This window comes from Streptomyces sp. NPDC057424, assembly GCF_042803315.1.
Lineage (GTDB): Bacteria > Actinomycetota > Actinomycetes > Streptomycetales > Streptomycetaceae > Streptomyces.
In genome coordinates this window covers 188951-209742 of the sequence record NZ_JBHVCP010000002.1, presented here as the reverse complement: position 1 = coordinate 209742, position 20792 = coordinate 188951, and the positions used below count along the sequence as shown (strand labels likewise).

Sequence of the window (20792 nt, the reverse complement as noted above, 5' to 3'; positions counted from 1 at the left end):
TATCTCCCTGGCCGATTTGGTCAGATGGACACCACGGAAACACCACTCCTCACCTGTTCGGGTGAGAATGGCGGCTCAGGGACGAGTGCGTGGACGACAAGGACGGCCGCCGCCGACCACGGAGGTAGGGCACACATGGCACCGTACGCATCCGACGACAGCACGACCGCCGGGGAAGCCGACGAGCAGCGCTCCGGGCGGCGCACAGCCGCGCGGTACCTCGTCCCGGTCACGGTGGTGGGGGTGGCGGCCGCGACGATCGGGCTGGTCCCCGCACTCGCCGACTCCGGCGACCCCGACCTCCCGGAGATCACCGCCCAGCAGCTCATCGAGAAGATCGCCGAGTCGGACGTCCAGCAGCTGTCCGGCACGGTGAAGATCAGCACGGACCTCGGCCTGCCGAACCTCGGCGGCCTGGAGTCCGGCCTGCTGTCCGGCGCCGCGAGCCGGGGCGAGGGCGGCTCCTCCGCCGAACCGACGGCCAAGCTCACCGAACTGGCCTCCGGCACCCACACCCTGCGCGTCGCCGCCGACGGCCCCGACCGGCAGAAGCTGTCGCTGCTGGAGAACGCCGCCGAGTACAGCCTCATCCACAACGGCAAGGACGTCTGGGGCTACGACAGCAAGTCCAACGAGGTCTACCACGGCACCTCCTCCGAGAGCCCGGAGCGCGGCAAGGACCAGCAGCCGCCCGCCACGCCGAAGGACTTCGCCGAGGAGGCCCTGAAGGCGGTCGACGACACGACCTCCGTGACCGTCGACGGCACCGCCCAGGTCGCCGGCCGGGACGCCTACAAGCTGCTCATCAAGCCGAAGCAGTCCGGCTCGACGGTCGGCGCGATCACCGTGGCCGTGGACGCGAGGACCGGCATGCCGCTGAAGTTCACGCTGACCCCGGCGAGCGGCGGCACGGCCGTCGTCGACGCGGGCTTCACGAAGGTGAGCTTCGCCAAACCGGCCGCCTCCACCTTCGACTTCACCCCGCCCAAGGGCGCGAAGGTCACCGAGGAGAAGGATTCCGGCACGGACTTCGGCACGGCGCCCGGCAAGGACTCCGGCAAGGGTGAGGCACCAGGCCACGCCCCGAAGGCAGGGGGCCACTTCGGCAAGGGACTCGGCGGCCCCGACGGCATGAAGACCATCGGCGAGGGCTGGAACGCCATCGCCACCTTCGACACCGGCGGCGAGGGCGTGCCCTCCGGCGGGGCCGGCGGCGACCTCGGCGGCTTCATGGACTCGCTCGGCGACAAGGTCCACGGAAAGTTCGGCTCGGGCACGGTCTTCTCGACCCGCCTGGTCAACGCCCTCATCACCGACGACGGCAAGGTATACGCGGGTCTGGTCACCAAGGACGCGCTCGTGAAGGCGGCCGACGCCGGGAAGTGAGTCCGGCAGGCGTACGGGGCGTCGAGAGAACGAGGAAGCCGATGGGCGAGCCGTCCGCCACCAGACCGGAGCAGCGGGACGCGCGGGCCGAAGCCGGGGAACCGGTCATCGCCACCCGCGCGCTCACCAAGCGCTACCGCGGCGGGCAGCTCGCCGTCGACGGCCTCGACCTGACCGTTCCGGCGGGCAGCGTCTTCGGCTTCCTCGGCCCCAACGGATCCGGCAAGACCACCACCATCCGCATGCTGATGGGCCTCATCGAGCCCACCTCCGGCACGGCCCGGGTCCTGGGGCAGCCCATGCCCCGGGCCGCCCGAGCCGTGCTGCCGCACGTCGGCGCCCTCATCGAGGGCCCGGCCCTTTACGGCTTCCTCTCCGGCCGCGACAATCTGATCCGCTACGACAGCGCCGACCCGGCCGCCGACCCGCGCACCCGGCGGGCCCGGGTCGCCTCGGCCCTGGATCGGGTGGGCCTGACGGCCGCCGCGGGCAAGAAGGCCAAGGCGTACTCGCTGGGCATGAAGCAGCGCCTGGCTCTCGCGGCCGCGCTGCTCCAGCCGCGCCGGCTGCTCGTGCTCGACGAGCCGACCAACGGCCTGGACCCGCAGGGCATGCGCGAGATCCGCACCCTGGTGAGGGAGCTGGCCTCGGACGGCACGACCGTCTTCCTCTCCTCCCACCTCCTCGACGAGATCGAGCAGGTCTGCACGCACGCGGCCGTGATGGCGCAGGGCCGGCTGATCACGCAGGGCCCGGTCGCCGAGCTGTCCGCCGGTGTGCGCGGCCGGCTGGTGGTGACCACGCCGGACCCGGCGGAGGCGGCCCGGGTGCTGAAGGCGCAGGGCGTCGCCGACGTGGTCGTCACCGAAGGCCACGTGACCGGCGAACCACCGGAGTGCGACCTCGCGGAGGTGAACGCCGCGCTGGTGACGGCCGGGGTCCGGGTCCGCGGCTTCACGGTCGAACGGGCCTCGCTGGAGGACGCGTTCGTGGCGCTGACCGGGGAGGGCTTCGATGTCGCGGGCTGAAGTCGCGGAATCCGTACGGCCGGCGAGCCCGCTGTGGACCTTCGGGCTGCTGCGCAACGAGCTCGTCACCACCTTCCGGCGCTGGCGCACGCTCGCGCTGCTGGCCGTGCTGGCGGCCGTGCCCGTCCTCGTCGGCATCGCCGTCAGGATCGAGACGGGTGACGGTGCGTCGCCCGGCGGCGGGGGCGGCGGGCCGGCCTTCATCTCGCAGATCACCAACAACGGCCTGTTCCTGGTCTTCACCGCCCTGGCCGCCACGCTCCCGTTCTTCCTGCCCATGGCGGTCGGGGTCGTCGCGGGCGACGCGATCGCCGGCGAGGCAGGCTCCGGCACGCTGCGCTATCTCCTGGTCGCCCCGGCCGGCCGCAGCCGTCTGCTGCTCACCAAGTACGCGACGGTCGTGATCTTCTGCCTGGCCGCCACGCTCGTGGTCGCCGTCTCGGCGCTGACGGTCGGCGCGCTGCTCTTCCCGCTCGGGGACCTGACCACCATCTCCGGTACGCGGATCGGCTTCGCCGAGGGCCTGGGCAGAGCCCTGCTGATCGCCCTGGCCGTCGCCGCGTCACTGATCGGCGTCGCCGCGCTCGGCCTGTTCGTGTCCACCCTGACGGCCAGCGGCATCGCGGCGATGGCGACGACGGTCGGCCTGCTGATCACGGTCCAGATCCTCGACCAGATCCCGCAACTGCACGCCCTCCAGCCGTACCTCTTCTCCCACTACTGGCTGTCCTTCGCCGACCTCATGCGCGAGCCGGTCTACTGGGACGAGCTGGCCAGGAACCTCGGGCTCCAGGCCCTGTACGCGGTGGTGTTCGGGTCGGCGGCGTGGGCGCGCTTCACGGCGAAGGACATCACCTCCTAGCCACGCTCGTACAGGAACCGGGCGGGCGGTGCCTCCTGCTCGAAGAAGGTCTTGGCGCGGGTCAGTGCCGCGTCGTCGGTCAGCACGTCACCGGGCTTGCTGCCGTTGCCGAGCAGCACCCCGCCGAAGCGCATCCCCATGTACGCGGCGGAGTTGTGGAGCGTTCCGACGAGCGGGTCGGCGACCACCTCCTGCGGGTGCGCGAGGGCGGTGACGCCCCACAGGGTGCGGCCGGCCAGGGCCGCCTTGAAGTCGAGGCCGGGCGTGCGCAGCCAGCCCGACCAGTAGTCCAGGTAGCGCTTGGTCTGCGCGGAGACCGAGTACCAGTACAGGGGCGAGACGATCACGATGTCCGTCGCCGCGAGCGTGGCGTCGAGCAGCCGGGCCACGTTGCCCTCGGTCGGGCGGACATGGTCGCTGTCGTGCCGCAGGTCCTCGAAGTCCGGCACCGGAAGCCCGGTGAGGTCGATCCACTCCTGCTCGACGTCCGGGGGCAGTTGCTCGGCGGCCCGGCGGGCCAGCAGCTCGGAGTTGCCCTCGGCGCGAGCGCTGCCCAGGACGAAAAGGAATCGACGGGTCATGGGTGCCCCTCCAGAAGCTCGGCGTACGTCAATTACACGCGTGTGCATCATATGCGTACGCAAGTAAATCCGCCAGGGCCGTCCGTCAGTTCCCGATGCGCGCCTCCGCCTCGCCTGCCACGGCCAGCAGCAGCGACTCCCGCCCGTGCGGCGCCACCAGCTGGAGCCCGGCCGGGCAGCCGTCGCCGCCGAACCCCGCGGGCAGGCTCAGCGCAGGGTGTCCGCTGAGGTTGAACGCCCAGGTGAGAGAGGTGGAGTAGCGGTTCCCGGGTCCCTCGTGGCCGTGCGGGGCGGTGGGTGCCGTCGGGGTCAGCAGCAGCTCGGCATCGGCGAACAGCACGGCGAGCCGCCGGTCGTTCTCCGCCCGGACGCGCTTCGCCCCGGCCGGGTCCACGCCGGGAGTGCGCAGGGCGAGCCAGGCCGGCCCGGGGTCCGTCAGCCGCAACGGTGTCCGGGGCCGTACGAGCCGTACGACCCCCGCCGCCACGAGCCGCTCCACGGCCGCCCGGGCCAGTGCGACGGGCTCCGGGTCGGGCCCGGCGAAACCGAGGTCGGGGGACCAGACGGCGGTGACGGGGAGGGCCGCTTCGGCGGGCACCGGCTCCTCGGACACCACGCGCCACCACAGCCCGGCGTCCGCCGCCGAGCGGGCGAGCACCCCCGGAACGGCAAGACCCGTACGGTCGCCCGACGGCAGCCGTCCGCGCGTCGTCTTCAGGCCGGCCACCCCGCACCAGGCCGCCGGGATCCGGACCGACCCGGCCCCGTCGCCGCCCGTCGCCAGCGGCACCAGCCCGGCCGCGACGGCCGCCGCGGCCCCGGCCGACGAGCCGCCCGGCGTGCGGTCGGCCCGCCACGGGTTGACGGTCCGGCCCCGGGCCCCGAGCCCCCACGTCTGCCAGGGCGTTCCCGGCCCGGGCACGGACGTCGCTCCCACGGCCACGCCACCGGCCGCGAGCAGCGGCCCCACCGCGTGCAGCCCGCGCCGCCCCTTCACGGCGACCGGTACGCCGGCCAGCGGCAGGGACCGATCCGCGCCCCGCCGGTCGAGTCGTGTGTCCAGCTCACCGGCCCGCCGCAACGCCTCCTCGCCCCACACCTCGACGAACGCGCACAGCTGCGGATCGGCCCGCTCGATCCGGGCCAGGGCCGCCGCGACCACGTCCGTCGCGCGCAGCTCCCGGGTCCGTACACCCGCCGCGATCTCCCCGGCCGTCAGGGGCGCGGGCGACAGGGGAGGGGCCGTCAGCGTGCCGCTCCCGTCAGCCGGGCCAGGGCCTCCGTCTCGCGCGGCGGACGGCCCGGTTCGCCGAGCCGCCAGGACGGCACCCACGGCACGCGGTACACGTCGATGACCGCCTCCAGCGACCTGACCCGCTGGGCGAGCGGACGCGGCAGCCGGCCCGGGGCGTCCGCCACCAGGACGATCGCGTCCAGGTCGAGCCCCGGCGGAGCCTGGCCGCGCCGGAAGATCTCCACCGCCCCGGCGACCGTGTCCAGCCCGGCCGCGTGCGTCCGCGCGACCAGCAACACCGACGGGGGATCGCCGGGGCCGGGCCAGGACCGGCCGCTGTCATGGCCGCCGTAGACCGCGGCGAGCGTGGAGACGCCCGCGCCGCCGTGCGTGCCGACCCAGGAGAAACGCCGTGCCGCGGCATGGGCGTGCGCGGGCTCCGGCGGCCCCGGCTCCGGGGTGGTCACCGGGCCGCGCAGCCAGATCTCCGGTCCCTGACGCATGCCTGTGTGCATGCCCCTCTCCTCCCTCGTACGCCCGGTGTTCATGCACTCCGGGACGACCATGCGGGCCGGCGGCCCTTGGGACGAGCCTGTGACACCGTGGTGACGTGAGAAACGGGGGCGAGCGGACACACTCGACAGTAGGTGTACGACGCCGAGTGAGGGGACGATGTCGCGACTCAGCCGCGAGAAGAAGCGGGAACAGAATCAGGCCGCACGCGCGGCGACCCCGGCGGCGCCGATCGACGTCCATGTCCCCGTGGCCGGCACGGACGTGGGAGGGGGAGCCGGTGGGGTGTCCGACGGCGCCTCCGTCGGTGGCGTCCCTGTCTTCGCGGCTCCCGGCGAGGAGATCCAGCGGGCCGTCCTGAACCGCCTCCACCACATCGCCCTCGCCACCGGCCATCCCGTCCTCGCCACGATCCGCGACGAGCGTATCGGCTACGTCGTCCCGCTCCGGGTCGACCCGGACGGCTCCAGCCACTTCACGGCCGAGCCGGTCGCCACGAACCCGCCGGAGCCATCGCAGGCCCGAGGTGCGGACGCCATGACGCCCCCGGAGCCATCGCAGGCCCGAGGTGCGGACGCCATGAGGCCCCCAGAGCCGCAGCACGCCCGGAGCGGCGGAGCGTCGGCCCCGCCGCAGCCGCAGCCGCAGCCCACCCGGAGTGACGCCACGGCGGCACCCGAGCCGCAGCACCCGCGGAGCGACAGCGCCACGCACCTGCTGCGTCCCGTGCGTGAGGCCGGCCGTGGCTCGGCCCCGACGTTCCCGCTGCGGGCCGTGCCCGAACCGCAGCCGGCCGATGAACCCGTACCGAGGTTCGGGCTGCGTGCCGCACCGGAGTCGGCGGAGCCCGCGCCGGAAGACGCGCCACCGGCCCCGGGTACGGCGAGGCCGCCCGGCACCGTCGCACCGCCCACGGGCGAGTTCGGCCCGCCCCCGCCCATGGACGCGCGGCCGCTCCCCGTCCCCGAGGCCCGCCCGGTTCCGCGACCCGCACCGGTCCCCGAAGATGCCCTGATCGCCGCCGACCCCGACCCCAAGCCCACCCCCGTCCGCGGCTTCGACGCCGTCGCGGAGGCCGTGCTCGGGGACGAACCCCTCACCGCCCCGGGCGATCCCGCCGCGCCCGCGCTCCTCGCGGAGCCGGTCGCGCGGATCAACGAGGCGGTGAAGGAGGGCAGGATCGAGGCCGCGGCCGGGCTGGCGGAGCAGACCGTCACCCAGGCGTCGGGAACGCTGGGGCCGGAGCACCCCGAGGTGCTTCGGCTGCGCGAACTCATCGCGTACATCGCCTACTTGGCAGGCGACCCGCTCCGCGCCTGCCGGCTGTCGCTCGACCTGGCCGGTGCCCGCCGCCGGACCGGCGACCCGGAGGCCGCGTACGGCAACGTGGAGAGCGCGGCCACCGCCTGGCGTGCGGTGCGCGACCCGGCGCTGGGACTGGAGCTGGGGCGCGACCTGATCGGCCTGTGGACGGAGCTCGCCGCCGAGGGCGGGCCGGCCGCCGAGGAGGTCGAGCAACTGGAGTCGGCCCGCGCCCGCATGGGCCGCCTGGCCGAACGCGCCCGTAAGGGGTAGGCGCTGCCCGGGGGCTACCGGACATCATTCGCAGTGATCCGGCTTTCAGGCCGGACATGAAGCGGATCGTGTGGCCGCGACGCGGAGCGTCGCGGTGTCGTTCCGGCGGAGTCGGACCCTGCTTCGTGACGGTGATGGATCGTTCGCACGTTCCCGGTGGGGACGTGGGTTCGACGTGCCTAGTGCCGCGACAGGCAACGTTCGCCCCGTCGCGACGCCCGGCACGCTCCCCCAAGCTCTTCGAGCAGGGGGGACCCCCACTCGCCGCACCGGCCGAAAGCCCGGGTACAACCGGTACGAGGACTTCCGGCCGGCACGCCGAGAGCACGCACCGGACGCCGCTCCTGGACGGGCAAACGTTGCCTGCCGCGGCACTAGTGGGGGAAGATCGGCCGGTTCGAACCGACCTCCCAGACCTGCTCCACCTGCCGCGCCGTGGACGGACCCAAACCCAGAGCAATCCCGGCCCAGCGCGAAGCAACAGGAAGCCACGGACTCCCCGCCGGGAACCGTGCCGCGTAGCGGCACGGCAACCAGTCAGGGAAGGCCAGAATCCTCGGGCTTCAGCCCGAGGAGCATGTCAATCCGACAGCTCCCACACAGCGTGGGCGAGGGCGTCGCTGTTGCGGTTCAGGGCGGTGTCGTTGATGTTGGCGGTGGTGTCGCAGGACGAGTGATAGCAGCGGTCGAAGGCCCGCCCCGCCGTCCCGCCCCACTTGGCCGCCTGCGCCGACGTCATCGTCCGGCTCGCCCCGGTGAACAGACCGCCCACCGGAACGCCCGCGCTCTTGAAGGGCGCGTGGTCGGAGCGGCCGTCGCCCTCGGTCTCGATCTCGGTCGGCACGCCGATGCCGCCGAAGTAGTCCTTGAAGGTCTTCTCGATCGCCGGGTCGTCGTCGTAGACGAAGTAGCCGGGGTTCGGGGAGCCGATCATGTCGAAGTTCAGATAGGCGCTGATCCTCGAACGGTCGCCGGTGGTCAGCCGGTTGACGTAGTAGCGGGAGCCGACCAGGCCGAGCTCCTCCGCGCCCCACCAGGCGAACCGCAGGTGCTTGGCGGGCTTGTACTGCGCCCGGGACACGGCCAGGGCGGTCTCCAGGACGGCGGCCGAGCCGGAGCCGTTGTCGTTGATGCCGGGCCCGGAGGAGACGCTGTCGAGGTGCGAGCCGGCCATCACGACCTGGTTCGCGTCGCCGCCCGGCCAGTCGGCGATCAGGTTGTAGCCGGTGCGGCCGGAGGCGGTGAACTGCTGGATCGTGGTGGTGTATCCGGCCGCGTCCAGCTTGGCCTTCAGGTAGTCGAGCGAGGCCTTGTATCCGGCCCGGCCGTGCGCCCGGTTGCCGCCGTTGGCGGTGGCTATGGACTGCAGCTGCGACAGGTGGGTCTTGACGTTCGCCACGGGTATGTCCGGCGCGGCGGCGGATCTGGAGGGAGCGGATGACGCGGCGTCGGCCACGGCACCGCCGGTCAGGAGCATGGCTGTTGCCATGCCGCCTGCGGCGACGGCGCGCGCGGAAACGGAGAGCTTCATGTGGGGGCTCCGGATTCCGTCGGGAAGCCCGTGGGGTGTCCACGGGCCGCCCACAGTGAATGGGGTGCCTGGATGGTGAAGCTGGTACTGACTTTCCGTCAAGGTGCCGATTCGGCCAGGGCGTTACGGAACGCGGCCCTCCGGCGGCCGTGTCAATGGACGCAGAACTCGTTCCCCTCCGGGTCCGCCATCACGACCCATTCGCCGCCCCGCTCCTTCACCCGCCGCAGCGCGCTCGCCCCGAGCCCCTCCAGTCGTGCGACCTCCTCGTCGCGCCGTCCCTCGCCCGGGTGCAGATCGAGGTGCAGCCGGTTCTTGACCGTCTTCGCCTCCGGAACCCGCTGGAACAGCAGCCGGCGCCCCAGCCCGGTCCCGCTCTCCTCCTCGAACGGGTCCTCGGGGTGCCGTACGGCGACCAGGTCCCGGAAGGCGCGGCGGCCGTGGAAGTCGACCGTGGCCTCCTCCGGCAGGGCGCCGAAGCCGAGCAGCTTCCCGATGAGGGCGCTGTTGTCCTCGACCTCGTACCGGAGGGCGGCGGCCCAGAAGCCGGCCTGCGCGTGCGGGTCGTTCGCGTCGATGACCAGTTTCCAGTGCACGGGAGCGGGTGATGCGGATGGCTGCGTCATGTAACCACTGATACTGGTGAGGTGAGTGGACGCGCAGGGGAAACGCCGGACCGGACGCCCGGCCTGACGCTGGTCTCGGGCGAGGGCAGGCCGTACCGCTTCGACCCCGGCACCCTGTGCCTGGAGCTGACGGTGACGGGAGGCCCCGGGGCCTTGGCCCGCTGGGAGGTGCTGCACGAACCGTCCGACCTGGTCGCCTGGGCCGGGCGCAGCCGGCTGCCGGAGGGGCTGGACCTCACCGTCTCCGCCGTCGAACTGGAGCGGGCACGCACCCTGCGCGACGCCGTCTTCCTGATCGCGGCCGACCGCGCCCACGGCCGCCCCCTGCAGGCCGCCCACCTGGACGTCGTGAACGCCGCCGCGGCCGAGCCCCCGTTGATCGCCCGCGTCGAACCCGACGGCGTCCGCGCCTGGGCCCCGGGCGCCACCGGCACCCACCTGCTCTCCACGGTCGCCCGCGACGCGATCGACCTGTTCACCGGGCCCGGCGCCGACCGCGTCCGCGAGTGCGGCGCCCGCAACTGCCACCTGGTCTTCGTCGACACCTCCCGCCCGGGCCGCCGCTGGTGCGTGATGGAGCACTGCGGAAACCGCGAGAAGGTCCGGGCACACCGGGCCCGTAACGCACCTGCGAAGCCGTAGCCTCCGCCGCCTGTGCCTCACGGGTGTCGTACGCGGTCCGGGCCCGCGCGATCTCCTCCCGGTGCCGGCCGCCGGTTCTCCAGCAGCGCGATGACCAGCGGCGACCATGTCAGGGTGTCCCACTGGAACCGACCCTCACTTGCGTATCCGTCTGATACCGGAGGACTGTTGACTCATGGGCACCCGTGCCTGGGCGCTGCTGCTCGTTCTGTGCGGAACGATCTTCCTCGAAGGCATCGACGTCGCGATGATGGCGGTGGCGATCCCGGCCATCCGCGCCGATCTCGGCCTTGCCACCGGCACCGCGGCCTGGGTGATGAGCGCCTACGTGCTCGGCTACGCGGGCTTCACCCTGCTGGGCGGCCGGGCCGCGGACCTGCTCGGGCGGCGGCGGATGTTGCTGCTCTGGCTGACGGTCTTCCTCGCCTTCTCGGGGCTCGGCGGCTTCGCGACGGACGGCTGGATGCTGATCGTCGCCCGGTTCGTCACGGGCATCGCCGCCGCGTTCATGACCCCGGCCGCGCTCTCCCTGATCACCACGTCGTACGAGGAGGGCCCGCAGCGCAACAAGGCCCTGCTGGTCTTCGCCGGGACGGGCGCGGCCGGCTTCTCCCTGGGCCTGGTGATCGGTGGTCTGCTCACCGAGATCGGCTGGCGCTGGGTGTTCTTCGCCCCCGTCCTGATGGCCGCCGCCCTGCTCGTCGCCGCCGTACGCCTGATCCCCCGGCGCGACGCCCCGGCGAAGCGCCGGCGCACCTTCGACCTGCCCGGCGCGATCACCGCCGCCGGCGCCATGCTGCTGGCCGCCTACACCGTCGTGCGCCTGGAGCACGGCCTGCACCACTGGCCGCTCACCCTGGCCTCGGGCCTCGCGGCCGTGCTCCTGGCCGGCGCCTTCGTCGCGGCCGAGCGCCGCTGCCCCGACCCGCTCGTCCGGCTCGGCCTGCTGCGTCAGGGCCCGGTCGTGCGCGCCGACCTGGGGGCGCTGCTCTTCCTCGGCGCCTTCTTCGGCTTCCAGTTCGTCGTCACGCTCTACTTGCAGGAACTGCGGGGCTGGTCGTCCCTGCAGACGGCGGTGGCCCTGGTCGTCATGGGCGTCGACGCCGTCCTCGCTCCGACGCTCACACCCAGACTGGTCACCCGCTTCGGCAACGCCCGGGTGATCACCGGCGGTTTCCTCCTGGCCGTGGCCGCGTACGCGCTGTTCCTGCCGGTCGGCATGGACTGGTCCTACGCCATGATGTTCCCGACCCTGCTGCTCTCCGGCCTCGCGTTCGCCCTGGCCTACGGGCCGTTGACGATCGCGGCGACGGACGGGGTGGCCGGCTCGGAGCAGGGCCTGGCAGGCGGGCTGCTGGCGACCGCCACCCAGTTCGGCTCCGCGATCGGCATCTCGGCGGTGACCGCGGTCTACGGCCTGGCGTCCACCGGGTCCGGCCCCGAGGCCACGCTGTCGGCGTTCCGCGCGGCACTGACCGTGCCGGTCGCCCTGGTGGTGCTGGGCACACTGATCTCGCTGGTGAGCGTCCGGGAGGCCCGGCGGGCGGTGCGCAACGCGTCCCAGGTGAGCAACGTCAACGCCAGCCACACCAACGCGAAGCCGGCCCAGCGCTCCGGCGGCATCTCCTCGTGGAAGTAGAGGACGCCGAGCAGGAACTGGATGACCGGCGTCGAGTACTGCAGCAGGCCGATGGTGGACAGGGGCACGCGGATGGCGGCCGCGCCGAAGCAGACCAGGGGGAGCGCGGTGACGATGCCGGCCGAGGCGAGCAGCGCCGCGTGCCCCGCGCCCTCGGCGGCGAAGGTGGAGTCGCCCCGCGCGGAAAGCCACACCAGGAAGGCCAGCGCGGGCAGGAACTGGATCGCGGTCTCCGCGGCCAGCGACTCGACGCCGCCGAGGCCCACCTTCTTCTTCACCAGCCCGTAGGTGGCGAAGGTGAGGGCGAGGCTCAGCGAGATCCACGGGGGCCGGCCGTAACCGATGGTCAGTACGACGACCGCGGCGCAGCCGGTCCCGACCGCCGCCCACTGCACCGGCCGCAGCCGCTCCTTCAGCAGCAGCACGCCCATCGCGATGGTGACCAGCGGGTTGATGAAGTACCCGAGCGAGGCCTCGACGACGTGCCCGGAGTTCACGGACCAGATGTACAGGCCCCAGTTGACGGTGATGACCGCCGCGGCGACCGTGATCAGCGCCAGCTTGCGGGGCTGCCGCAGCAGCTCACCGGCCCAGGCCCAGCGGCGCAGCACCAGCAGGGCGGCGCCCACGAAGACCAGCGACCACACCATCCGGTGGGCCAGGATCTCCACCGCGCCGGCCGGTTTCAGCAGGGGCCAGAACAGGGGGACGAGCCCCCACATCCCGTAGGCCGCGAAGCCGTTCAGCAGTCCTATGTGCCGCTCACCCCTCGGCTTGCCGGTCACGGGCCCCTCCTTCGCGCCTGGCGTGTGTCCGCGTGCACGACGGTAACGCCGGGCGCCCCCGGATGTCATGCCCGTATCGGCATACGGTCATGACAGTCCGGGGGCGTGGCACTCAAGGACCCGACGGGGGAGTTCAGCCCTTGAGCGCGGCGGCGATGGCCTCGGGGAACGGAGTGGTCGGGCGGCCGGTCAGGCGGGACAGGTCGCCCGTGGAGACGACCAGCTCGCCCTTCTCGATGGAGACGTCCACGCCCGCGAGGATCTGGGCGAACGGCTCGGGCAGGCCCGCGCCGGTCAGGATGCCGACGAGGACTTCGGGGGAGACGGCGTTGTAGACGATCTCCCTGCCGGTCTGCCGGCTCAGCTCGGCCGCGTACTCGGCGAAGCCGAACGCGGTGTCGCCACCCAGCTCGTACGTCTTGTTCTCGTGCCCCTCGCCCGTCAGCACGGCGACGGCGGCAGCGGCGTAGTCGGCGCGGGAGGCGGAGGAGAGCTTGCCCTCGCCGGCGGCGGCGACGACCGCGTTGTGCTCCAGTACCGGGGCGAGGTTCTCGGTGTAGTTCTCGTGGTACCAGCCGTTGCGCAGCAGTGCGTAGGGAACGCCGGAGTCCAGCAGGATCTCCTCGGTGCCGCGGTGGTCGTCGGCGAGTGCGGCGGTCAGGGTGCCGGGGGCGCTGGTGTAGGCGAGCAGGGCGACGCCGGCGGCCTTGGCGGCGTCGATGACGACCTTGTGCTGCTGCACACGGCCCTTGTCGAACTCGTTGCCGGAGACCAGCAGCACTCTGTCGCCGGCGGAGAAGAGGCCGTCGAAGGAGGCGGGGGTGTTGTAGTCGGCGAGGGCGATCTTCACACCGCGGTCGGCGAAGTCGGCGGCCTTCTCCGCGTTGCGCACGACCGCGGTGATCTGCTCGGCGGGGACCTTCTCCAGCAGCTGTTCCACGACGTGACGGCCGAGGTGTCCGGTGGCTCCGGTGACGACGATGCTCATGGTGAGACTCTCCTTGTGGGGTGCGTTGACACTAACCCTAAGGCGAGCGCTAACTTTTGGATAGTACCCACTTTGAAGTAAGGTACTGGCATGGCGGTAAGTGCGAAGGAAGCCCTCTGCCCGCACCGGCTGGTCCTGGAGCACATGACCAGCCGCTGGGGCGTGCTCGTCCTCATCGAGCTCCTGGACCACCCCCTCCGGTTCAGCGAGCTGCGCCGGGCCATCAGCGGATCGGGAGGCCGGGCGGTCAGCGAGAAGATGCTCACGCAGACGCTCCAGACCCTGGAGCGGGACGGGCTCGTCCACCGTGACGCCCAGCCGGTCATCCCGCCGCGCGTCGACTACTCCCTCACCGGCCTGGGACGCGAGGCCGCCGAGCAGGTCCGGGCCCTCGCGCGGTGGACGCACCGGCGCATGGACGACGTGGAGCGGGCGCGCCGCGCGTACGACGAGGCCCGGGCCGCCTCGTGAAGGGCGGTCCCGGGCCTCGGGAGACGTCTGCCGCAGCTCAGCCGACGACGGTCCAGGTGTCGCCGCCCGCCAGCAGCGCGCCCAGGTCGCCCTTGCCGTGCTGCTCGATCGCGGTGTCCAGCTGGTCGGACATCTGCGTGTCGTAGACGGGCCGGCCGACCGAGCGCAGGATTCCGATCGGCGTGTGGTGCAGGGTGTCCGGGTCGGCGAGCCGGGACAGCGCGAACGCCGTGGTCGGGGACGGGGAGTGCGCGTCGTGGACGAGCACCTGGTCCTCGTTGTCCGGCGTCACCGCGACCACCTTCAGGTCACCGGTCAGCGGATCCCGGACGACGCCCTTGGCCAGATCGCTGCCGAAACGGATCGGCTTGCCGTGCTCCAGCCGGATCACGGCCTCCTCGGCCTGCTGCTTGTCCTTCAGGGCGTCGAAGGCGCCGTCGTTGAAGATGTTGCAGTTCTGGTAGATCTCGATCAGAGCCGTGCCCTGATGGGCGGAGGCCTGGCGCAGCACCTCCGTCAGATGCTTGCGGTCGGAGTCCACCGTCCGCGCCACGAACGACGCCTCCGCGCCGATCGCCAGCGACACCGGGTTGAACGGCGCGTCCAGCGAGCCCATCGGCGTCGACTTCGTGATCTTCCCGACCTCGGAGGTCGGCGAGTACTGGCCCTTGGTCAGACCGTAGATCCGGTTGTTGAACAGCAGAATCTTGAGGTTGACGTTCCGGCGCAGCGCGTGGATCAGGTGGTTGCCGCCGATGGAGAGCGCGTCGCCGTCCCCGGTGACGACCCACACCGACAGGTCCCGGCGGGAGCTGGCCAGCCCGGTGGCGATGGCGGGAGCGCGGCCGTGGATGGAGTGCATCCCGTACGTGTTCATGTAGTACGGGAAGCGGGAGGAACAGCCGATGCCCGAGACGAAGACGATGTTCTCCTTCGCCAGCCCCAGCTCGGGCATGAAGCCCTGCACCGCCGCGAGGATGGCGTAGTCGCCGCAGCCGGGGCACCAGCGCACTTCCTGGTCGGACTTGAAGTCCTTCATCGACTGTCTGCCCTCGGCCTTGGGGACCAGGGACAGCGCCTCGACGGTGCGGGTGCCTGTCGTGGACGTCTCAGCCATCGATGGCCTCCTTCAGAGCCGCGGCGAGCTGCTCCGCCTTGAACGGCATGCCGTTGACCTGGTTGTACGAGCGGGCGTCGACCAGGTACTTCGCCCGGATGAGCGTGGCGAGCTGCCCGAGGTTCATCTCGGGGATCACCACCTTGTCGTAACGCTCCAGCACAGAGCCCAGATTCCGCGGGAAGGGGTTGAGATGGCGCAGATGCGCCTGCGCGACGGACTCCCCGGCTCTGCGCAGCCGCCGCACCGCCGCCGTGATCGGCCCGTACGTCGACCCCCAGCCGAGGACCAGCGTCCTGGCCTCGTGCGGATCGTCGACCTCGAGGTCCGGGACGTCGATGCCGTCCACCTTCGCCTGCCGGGTGCGCACCATGAAGTCGTGGTTGGCCGGGGCGTAGGAGATGTTGCCCGTGCCGTCCTCCTTCTCGATGCCGCCGATCCGGTGCTCCAGACCCGGCGTGCCCGGGATCGCCCACGGGCGGGCCAGCGTCTGCGGGTCCCGCTTGTACGGCCAGAACACCTCGGAGCCGTCGTCCAGCGTGTGGTTCGGTCCCTGCGCGAACTGCACCCGCAGGTCCGGCAGCTCCTCGATGTCCGGGATCCGCCAGGGCTCGGAGCCGTTGGCCAGGTAGCCGTCGGACAGCAGGAACACCGGCGTGCGGTAGGTCAGCGCGATCCGCGCCGCCTCCAGCGCGGCGTCGAAGCAGTCCGCCGGCGTGCGCGGCGCGACCACCGGAACCGGGGCCTCACCGTTGCGCCCGTACATCGCCTGCAGCAGATCCGCCTGCTCGGTCTTGGTGGGCAGACCCGTCGACGGCCCGCCGCGCTGGATGTCCACGATCAGCAGCGGCAGCTCCAGGGAGACGGCGAGACCGATGGTCTCGGACTTCAGCGCCACACCCGGGCCGCTCGTCGTGGTCACGGCCAGCGAACCGCCGAAGGCCGCGCCCAGCGCCGCCCCGATGCCGGCGATCTCGTCCTCCGCCTGGAAGGTCCGCACCCCGAAGTTCTTGTGCCTGCTCAGCTCGTGCAGGATGTCCGAGGCCGGAGTGATCGGGTACGACCCCAGGTACAGCGGCAGATCCGCCTGCCGGCTCGCCGCGACCAGCCCGTACGACAGGGCGAGGTTGCCGGAGATGTTGCGGTAGATGCCCGGCGGGAACGCCGTCGCCGCCGGGGCGACCTCGTAGGAGACGGCGAAGTCCTCGGTGGTCTCGCCGAAGTTCCACCCGGCCCGGAACGCGGCGATGTTCGCCGCCGCGATGTCGGGCTTCTTCGCGAACTTCGACCTGAGGAACTTCTCCGTACCCTCGGTGGGCCGGTGGTACATCCAGCTCAGCAGGCCCAGCGCGAACATGTTCTTGCTGCGCTCGGCCTCCTTGCGGCTGAGGTCGAACTCCTTGAGTGCCTCGACCGTGAGCGTGGTCAACGGCACGGGGTGCAGGTGGTAGCCGTCCAGCGACCCGTCCTCCAAAGGACTGGTCTCGTAGCCGACCTTCTGCATCGCCCGCTTGGTGAACTCGTCCGTGTTGACGATCACCTCGGCGCCGCGCGGCAGGTCGCCGATGTTCGCCTTCAGTGCCGCCGGGTTCATCGCCACCAGCACGTTCGGCGCGTCACCGGGCGTGAGGATGTCGTGGTCGGCGAAGTGCAACTGGAAGGACGACACACCCGGCAGGGTCCCGGCGGGAGCCCTGATCTCGGCCGGGAAGTTCGGCAGCGTCGACAGGTCGTTGCCGAACGACGCGGTCTCCGAGGTGAAACGGTCACCGGTGAGCTGCATACCGTCACCCGAGTCCCCCGCGAACCTGATGATCACCCGGTCGAGGCGACGGACGTCCTTCGCACCCGCCGCTTTGCGCTGCTCTCCTACGACTGCTCCGTCGGCCTGCTCCGCTGGGCTACTGACCTGGCTGGTCACTGAACTGGACCTCCTCGAGGCGGCTGTCCGGGATGGGCCTTCCCGTAGGCCCTCCCAAAATCAACCCTACGACCGCAACGCTCGCCATCTTTGTGTCATTCGCATCTTGGACACGACTTGGGGATGATCACGCGTTCGGACTTGTCCGGATTTACGAACGTCAGGAATTGAGGTACGTCAGCACGGCCAGCACCCTGCGGTGGTCCCCCTCGCTCGGGGACAGCCCCAGCTTCAGGAAGATGTTGCTGACGTGCTTCTCGACCGCCCCGTCGCTGACCACGAGCTGCCGCGCGATCGCCGAGTTCGTCCGCCCCTCGGCCATCAGCCCCAGCACCTCCCGCTCCCGCGGGGTGAGCCCCGCCAGCACGTCCTGCTTGCGGCTGCGGCCCAGCAACTGGGCGACCACCTCCGGGTCGAGCGCCGTACCGCCCCCGGCCACCCGCACCACCGCGTCCACGAACTCCCGCACCTCGGCCACCCGGTCCTTCAGCAGATAGCCGACACCCCGGCTGGACCCCGCGAGCAGCTCCGTGGCGTAACGCTCCTCCACGTACTGCGACAGCACCAGCACCCCGAGCCCCGGGTGCGCCTTGCGCAACCGCACCGCCGCCCGCACCCCCTCGTCGGTGTGCGTCGGCGGCATCCGCACGTCCGCCACGACCACGTCCGGCAGCTCGCCCTGCTCGTCCAGCTCCGTGATGGTCTTGATCAGTGCCTCGCCGTCACCGACACCGGCGACGACGTCGTGCCCGCGGTCGGTCAGCAGCCGGGTCAGGCCCTCCCTGAGCAGCACTGAATCCTCGGCGATGACCACCCGCACCCTGTCCTCCACGATGTCCGGCCCCCCACAGCCCGATGCCGCCCGTCCGCGGCCCACAACGGCTCCGCGCCCACCCGTGCGACGGGTCCAGCATTTCAGGGTCCGGGGTTCCATGGGGACGGGACCGGCTTCTTGACTGGCCGATCGGGTGCGATCGGGTGGTGGAGGGAAGCCCTGAGGCCAGAGGCGAAGACCCCTGGCCCCGTCACAGCTCGCGGGAGCCGAGCCCCCGCGAAGGTCAGCGCACGTGCTCCCCCCGCCACGGCAACTCCGCGGTCACCCGGGTCGGCCCGCCCGCCGGCGAGTCCACCACCAGGATCCCGTCCACCGCGTCCAGCCGGTCCGCCAGCCCCGCGAGACCGGACCCCTGGGACACGTCGGCCCCGCCCCTGCCGTTGTCCACGACCTGCAGCATCAGCCGGTTAGCCGTCCGCCACACCTCGACGCCCGCCCACGTGGCCCGCGCGTGCTTGCTGACGTTCTGCAGCAGCTCCGACACCGTGAAGTACGCGATCCCCTCGATGGCCGGCGCCGGCCGCTGCGCCAGGTCGACCTCGACCTGCACCGGCACCGTGCACCGCGACGCCACCGCCGACAGCGCCGCGTCCAGCCCCCGGTCCGTCAGGACCGCCGGGTGGATCCCCCGGGCCAGGTCCCGCAGCTCCTGCAGCGCCGTCTTCACCTCGCCGTGCGCCTCGTCCACCATCCGCGCGGCCGCCCGCGGGTCCTCCTGCAGCTTCTCCTTCGCCAGACCCAGGTCCATGGCCAGCGCCACCAGCCGGGCCTGCGCCCCGTCGTGCAGATCCCGCTCGATGCGCCGCAGGTCGGCAGCCGCCGTGTCCACCACGACCCCCCGGCCCGACTCCAGCTCCACCACCCTCGAGGCCAGCCGCGACGGCCCGAGCAGCCCGTGCACCAGCAGCCGGTCCACCATCGTCAGCGCCCGCACGATCCACGGCGTGGCGATCGTGAACAGCAGACCCACCAGCGCGGTCACCGTGATCTCGAAGGGGTTGTCGAGGTAGATCCGGTGCGTCTCGTCGCCGTAGAGCTGGATCCCTTCCTGACCGGCGTACACCGGGAACACCCAGCACCACAGCGGATACGTCAGCAGCGCCCAGCCCAGCACCCACACGTTCACGGCGACGACGAACGAGAACACCGCCCACGGCAGATGCAGCACCGCGTACAGCAGGGCCCGCCACGAGGCGCCGCTCTTGAGAACGGCCCCCATCCACGCCATCGCGCCCGGCTTGTTCCTCCGCAGCGGCTCCGGCTCGGCCACCTCCATGCCCAGCAGCCCCCGCGCCCGCATCCGCTCCAGCGCCCCGAAGCCGCGGCACCCGGCGAGCGCCGCCGCCAGCACCGGTATGCCGAGGAACGTGACCAGCAGTCCCGCCCCCAGCGACACCATGGTGACCGCGTACGTGAACAGCAGGATGCTGATCGGCAGGCTCAGCAGCACATGGGCGAGCTCGAGCCAGGTGCGGAGCTCGACCGGCGCCCGCAGCGCGGCCGGCAGCCGGTGCCGCCGTTCGGTGCTCCCCGGGAACCCGGGCCCGCTGTCCAGCCCGTACCCCTGTCCGTACTCCGTGGCCATCGGCGCCGTCCTTCTCCTCGTCCCGCGGCTGTGCTCTCGTACCTCCACCCTGCTCCGCCGCAGGTCGGCGGACCATGGAGTCCGTCGGCGTCTTGGCCGGGGGGTTTTCCCTACCCCGGGGCCCCGGACCGGTCACGCTCGCGCCACGGCAGTTCCGCCGTGACCGTCGTCGGGCCGCCCGCGGGCGACTCCAGGACGAACAGCCCGTCGACGGCGTCCAGCCGGTCCGCCAGGCCCTTCATCCCCGTACCGCCGTCGAGGCTCGCGCCCCCGCCCCCGTCGTCCCACACCTGAATGAGCAGCCGGGTGCTGTTCCGCCACACATCCACGGAGGCCGACCTCGCCCCGCTGTGCTTGCTGACGTTCTGCAGCAGCTCCGAGACCGTGAAGTAGGCGATGCCCTCGATGGCCGCGGCCGGCCGCTGCGGCAGATCGACCGTCACCTTCACCGGGACCGTGCAGCGCGAGGCGACCGAGGACAGGGCCGCGTCCAGACCGCGGTCGGTCAGGACCGCCGGGTGGATGCCGCGCGCCAGATCCCGCAACTCCTGCAACGCCAGCTTCACCTCGCCGTGCGCCTCCTCGACCATCGCCGCCGCCGCGTCGGGATCCTCCAGCACCTTCTCCTTGGCCAGGCCGAGCCCCATCGCCAGATTGACCAGCCGCGCCTGCGCCCCGTCGTGCAGATCCCGCTCGATGCGCCGCAGGTCGGCCGCGGCCGTGTCCACCACGACCCCCCGGTCCGACTCCAGCTCCGCGATCCGCCGCTCCAGTTCGTCGGAGGGGGACAGCAGCGCCCGCACCATGGCCCGGTCGGCGTTGGCCAGCCCCCGGGCTATGAACGGCAGCACCGGCCACAGCACGAACAGCGAGGCCAGCGTGACGGTGAAGGTGAGCACGCCCCACGGCAGCCGGATGAACTCGTACAGCGCCGTGCGCCAGCCCACCGGGTCCTTCAGCTGCATCCACAGCCGCTGGAAGAAGCCGCCCCCGCCGCGCAGCCGCAGCCGGCTCGGCTCCTCGATCCACACCCCGAGCAACGCCCTGGCCCGCGCCCGCTCCATCCTGCCCAACTGCCGCGCGCCCACGAGTCCGGCCGCGAGCAGCGGGAACCCGATCACTGTGACGGTCAGCCCGAAACCGATGGACAGCACCGTCACGACATAGGTGAAACCGAGCAGCGCCACCGGCAGGTTGGCCAGCAGGTGCGCGATCTCCTTCCAGGTGTGCCGGCCATAGGCGAGCCGGGCCGGTGGCGGACGGTCGTCCGGCCCGGCGGCCGCCCGGGCCGCCGTCGTCCCCGAGGACGGGATGCGTTGGGTCATATGCGCTAGCGTGCCCGGCGGCGGGCGACGGCGCCATGAGGTGGACCGCCAGGATCGACTGAGGAAAACCCCACCCCCCCGCATGCCGGGTCGTGACGGGCTGCTTACCCTGCCTTTATCAGGGCCTAGACTCCCGTGCGTACAGATC

At 72.0% G+C, this 20792-nt stretch carries 18 protein-coding genes and 1 pseudogene; 7 read left to right on the top strand and 12 right to left on the bottom strand.

The features are described 5' to 3' along the window. Nucleotides 1–135: 135 nt before the first annotated feature. From ACFU3E_RS03145 to ACFU3E_RS03135, 3 genes are read left to right on the top strand one after another with little or no spacing between them, the layout of a single operon-like run. A complete protein-coding gene (locus tag ACFU3E_RS03145) occupies nt 136–1386 on the top strand; it encodes an outer membrane lipoprotein carrier protein LolA (RefSeq protein ID WP_384151112.1) in 1251 nt (416 codons plus the stop codon). A gap of 41 nt (nt 1387–1427) precedes the next feature. Further along, the gene (locus tag ACFU3E_RS03140; protein ID WP_384151109.1) at nt 1428–2414 is read left to right on the top strand and encodes an ATP-binding cassette domain-containing protein; all 987 of its coding nucleotides are present in this window, start codon (nt 1428–1430) and stop codon (nt 2412–2414) included. Further along, nucleotides 2401–3276 (top strand): ABC transporter permease, encoded by an 876-nt coding sequence (locus ACFU3E_RS03135; protein WP_384151106.1) that lies wholly within the window; start codon nt 2401–2403, stop codon nt 3274–3276. The genes ACFU3E_RS03140 and ACFU3E_RS03135 overlap by 14 nt, the downstream gene beginning before the upstream one ends. Here the strand turns inward: ACFU3E_RS03135 and ACFU3E_RS03130 are convergent. The 3 genes from ACFU3E_RS03130 to ACFU3E_RS03120 form a co-directional block, all read right to left on the bottom strand. Beyond that, the gene (locus ACFU3E_RS03130; RefSeq protein ID WP_384151103.1) at nt 3273–3857 is read right to left on the bottom strand and encodes a flavodoxin family protein; all 585 of its coding nucleotides are present in this window, start codon (nt 3855–3857) and stop codon (nt 3273–3275) included. The genes ACFU3E_RS03135 and ACFU3E_RS03130 overlap by 4 nt on opposite strands. Before the next feature lie 85 nt (nt 3858–3942). Beyond that, nucleotides 3943–5019 (bottom strand): amidase, encoded by a 1077-nt coding sequence (locus ACFU3E_RS03125; protein WP_384151100.1) that lies wholly within the window; start codon nt 5017–5019, stop codon nt 3943–3945. An 83-nt stretch (nt 5020–5102) separates the two neighbouring features. Then, nucleotides 5103–5606, bottom strand: coding sequence for a DUF6668 family protein (locus tag ACFU3E_RS03120; RefSeq protein WP_384151097.1), 504 nt, complete (start codon nt 5604–5606; stop codon nt 5103–5105). A gap of 157 nt (nt 5607–5763) precedes the next feature. Here ACFU3E_RS03120 and ACFU3E_RS03115 point away from each other — a divergent pair, with 157 nt between their 5' ends. Next, a complete protein-coding gene (locus tag ACFU3E_RS03115) occupies nt 5764–7179 on the top strand; it encodes a tetratricopeptide repeat protein (RefSeq protein ID WP_384151094.1) in 1416 nt (471 codons plus the stop codon). Nucleotides 7180–7759: 580 nt separating this feature from the next. On the opposite strand, the gene ACFU3E_RS03110 is transcribed toward ACFU3E_RS03115, so the two are convergent. Continuing rightward, nucleotides 7760–8710, bottom strand: coding sequence for a M28 family metallopeptidase (locus ACFU3E_RS03110; protein WP_384151091.1), 951 nt, complete (start codon nt 8708–8710; stop codon nt 7760–7762). A gap of 152 nt (nt 8711–8862) precedes the next feature. Then, nucleotides 8863–9336 carry a VOC family protein gene (locus tag ACFU3E_RS03105; RefSeq protein ID WP_384151088.1) on the bottom strand — a complete coding sequence of 158 codons (474 nt, stop codon included), beginning with the start codon at nt 9334–9336 and terminating at the stop codon, nt 8863–8865. A 21-nt stretch (nt 9337–9357) separates the two neighbouring features. On the opposite strand from ACFU3E_RS03105, the gene ACFU3E_RS03100 reads away from it, so the two are divergent. Both ACFU3E_RS03100 and ACFU3E_RS03095 read left to right on the top strand, forming a co-directional pair. Then, nucleotides 9358–9978, top strand: a complete 621-nt coding sequence (locus ACFU3E_RS03100) for a CGNR zinc finger domain-containing protein (protein WP_384151085.1) — start codon at nt 9358–9360, stop codon at nt 9976–9978. Nucleotides 9979–10153: 175 nt separating this feature from the next. Beyond that, a pseudogene (locus ACFU3E_RS03095) lies at nt 10154–11308 on the top strand (MFS transporter); the annotation flags it as partial. 80 nt (nt 11309–11388) lie between these two features. Here the strand turns inward: ACFU3E_RS03095 and rarD are convergent. After that, nucleotides 11389–12402: an EamA family transporter RarD gene (gene rarD / locus ACFU3E_RS03090; RefSeq protein WP_384151083.1), complete on the bottom strand. Its 1014-nt coding sequence runs from the start codon at nt 12400–12402 to the stop codon at nt 11389–11391. Between the two features lie 133 nt (nt 12403–12535). Then, entirely contained in the window at nt 12536–13390 is an 855-nt protein-coding gene (locus ACFU3E_RS03085; RefSeq protein ID WP_384151080.1) for an SDR family oxidoreductase, read from the bottom strand. Between the two features lie 90 nt (nt 13391–13480). Here ACFU3E_RS03085 and ACFU3E_RS03080 point away from each other — a divergent pair, with 90 nt between their 5' ends. Then, nucleotides 13481–13861: a winged helix-turn-helix transcriptional regulator gene (locus ACFU3E_RS03080; RefSeq protein ID WP_384151077.1), complete on the top strand. Its 381-nt coding sequence runs from the start codon at nt 13481–13483 to the stop codon at nt 13859–13861. Nucleotides 13862–13898: 37 nt separating this feature from the next. Here the strand turns inward: ACFU3E_RS03080 and ACFU3E_RS03075 are convergent, their stop codons facing one another. The 5 genes from ACFU3E_RS03075 to ACFU3E_RS03055 all read right to left on the bottom strand — a co-directional run bounded on the left by ACFU3E_RS03075 (nt 13899) and on the right by ACFU3E_RS03055 (nt 20644). Beyond that, a complete protein-coding gene (locus tag ACFU3E_RS03075) occupies nt 13899–14978 on the bottom strand; it encodes a 2-oxoacid:ferredoxin oxidoreductase subunit beta (RefSeq protein WP_384151074.1) in 1080 nt (359 codons plus the stop codon). Next, complete coding sequence (locus ACFU3E_RS03070) at nt 14971–16899, bottom strand: 2-oxoacid:acceptor oxidoreductase subunit alpha (protein ID WP_384151071.1); 1929 nt, start codon at nt 16897–16899, stop codon at nt 14971–14973. The genes ACFU3E_RS03075 and ACFU3E_RS03070 overlap by 8 nt, the downstream gene beginning before the upstream one ends. A 160-nt stretch (nt 16900–17059) precedes the next feature. Continuing rightward, entirely contained in the window at nt 17060–17731 is a 672-nt protein-coding gene (locus tag ACFU3E_RS03065; RefSeq protein WP_384151068.1) for a LuxR C-terminal-related transcriptional regulator, read from the bottom strand. 226 nt (nt 17732–17957) lie between these two features. After that, the gene (locus ACFU3E_RS03060; RefSeq protein WP_384151065.1) at nt 17958–19319 is read right to left on the bottom strand and encodes a sensor histidine kinase; all 1362 of its coding nucleotides are present in this window, start codon (nt 19317–19319) and stop codon (nt 17958–17960) included. A 110-nt stretch (nt 19320–19429) separates the two neighbouring features. Further along, the gene (locus tag ACFU3E_RS03055) at nt 19430–20644 is read right to left on the bottom strand and encodes a sensor histidine kinase (RefSeq protein ID WP_384151062.1); all 1215 of its coding nucleotides are present in this window, start codon (nt 20642–20644) and stop codon (nt 19430–19432) included. Between the last annotated feature and the right edge of the window lie 148 nt (nt 20645–20792).

Excerpts from the sequence above, each read along its gene's own strand:
- ACFU3E_RS03060 (WP_384151065.1), bottom strand. The coding sequence starts at position 19,319 with ATGGCCACGGAGTACGGACAGGGGTACGGGCTGGACAGCGGGCCCGGG.
- ACFU3E_RS03135 (WP_384151106.1), top strand. The coding sequence starts at position 2,401 with ATGTCGCGGGCTGAAGTCGCGGAATCCGTACGGCCGGCGAGCCCGCTG.
- ACFU3E_RS03115 (WP_384151094.1), top strand. The coding sequence starts at position 5,764 with ATGTCGCGACTCAGCCGCGAGAAGAAGCGGGAACAGAATCAGGCCGCA.
- ACFU3E_RS03140 (WP_384151109.1), top strand. The coding sequence starts at position 1,428 with ATGGGCGAGCCGTCCGCCACCAGACCGGAGCAGCGGGACGCGCGGGCC.
- ACFU3E_RS03120 (WP_384151097.1), bottom strand. The coding sequence starts at position 5,606 with ATGCACACAGGCATGCGTCAGGGACCGGAGATCTGGCTGCGCGGCCCG.
- ACFU3E_RS03145 (WP_384151112.1), top strand. The coding sequence starts at position 136 with ATGGCACCGTACGCATCCGACGACAGCACGACCGCCGGGGAAGCCGAC.
- ACFU3E_RS03130 (WP_384151103.1), bottom strand. The coding sequence starts at position 3,857 with ATGACCCGTCGATTCCTTTTCGTCCTGGGCAGCGCTCGCGCCGAGGGC.
- ACFU3E_RS03075 (WP_384151074.1), bottom strand. The coding sequence starts at position 14,978 with ATGGCTGAGACGTCCACGACAGGCACCCGCACCGTCGAGGCGCTGTCC.
- ACFU3E_RS03055 (WP_384151062.1), bottom strand. The coding sequence starts at position 20,644 with ATGACCCAACGCATCCCGTCCTCGGGGACGACGGCGGCCCGGGCGGCC.
- ACFU3E_RS03085 (WP_384151080.1), bottom strand. The coding sequence starts at position 13,390 with ATGAGCATCGTCGTCACCGGAGCCACCGGACACCTCGGCCGTCACGTC.
- ACFU3E_RS03080 (WP_384151077.1), top strand. The coding sequence starts at position 13,481 with ATGGCGGTAAGTGCGAAGGAAGCCCTCTGCCCGCACCGGCTGGTCCTG.
- ACFU3E_RS03110 (WP_384151091.1), bottom strand. The coding sequence starts at position 8,710 with ATGAAGCTCTCCGTTTCCGCGCGCGCCGTCGCCGCAGGCGGCATGGCA.
- ACFU3E_RS03105 (WP_384151088.1), bottom strand. The coding sequence starts at position 9,336 with ATGACGCAGCCATCCGCATCACCCGCTCCCGTGCACTGGAAACTGGTC.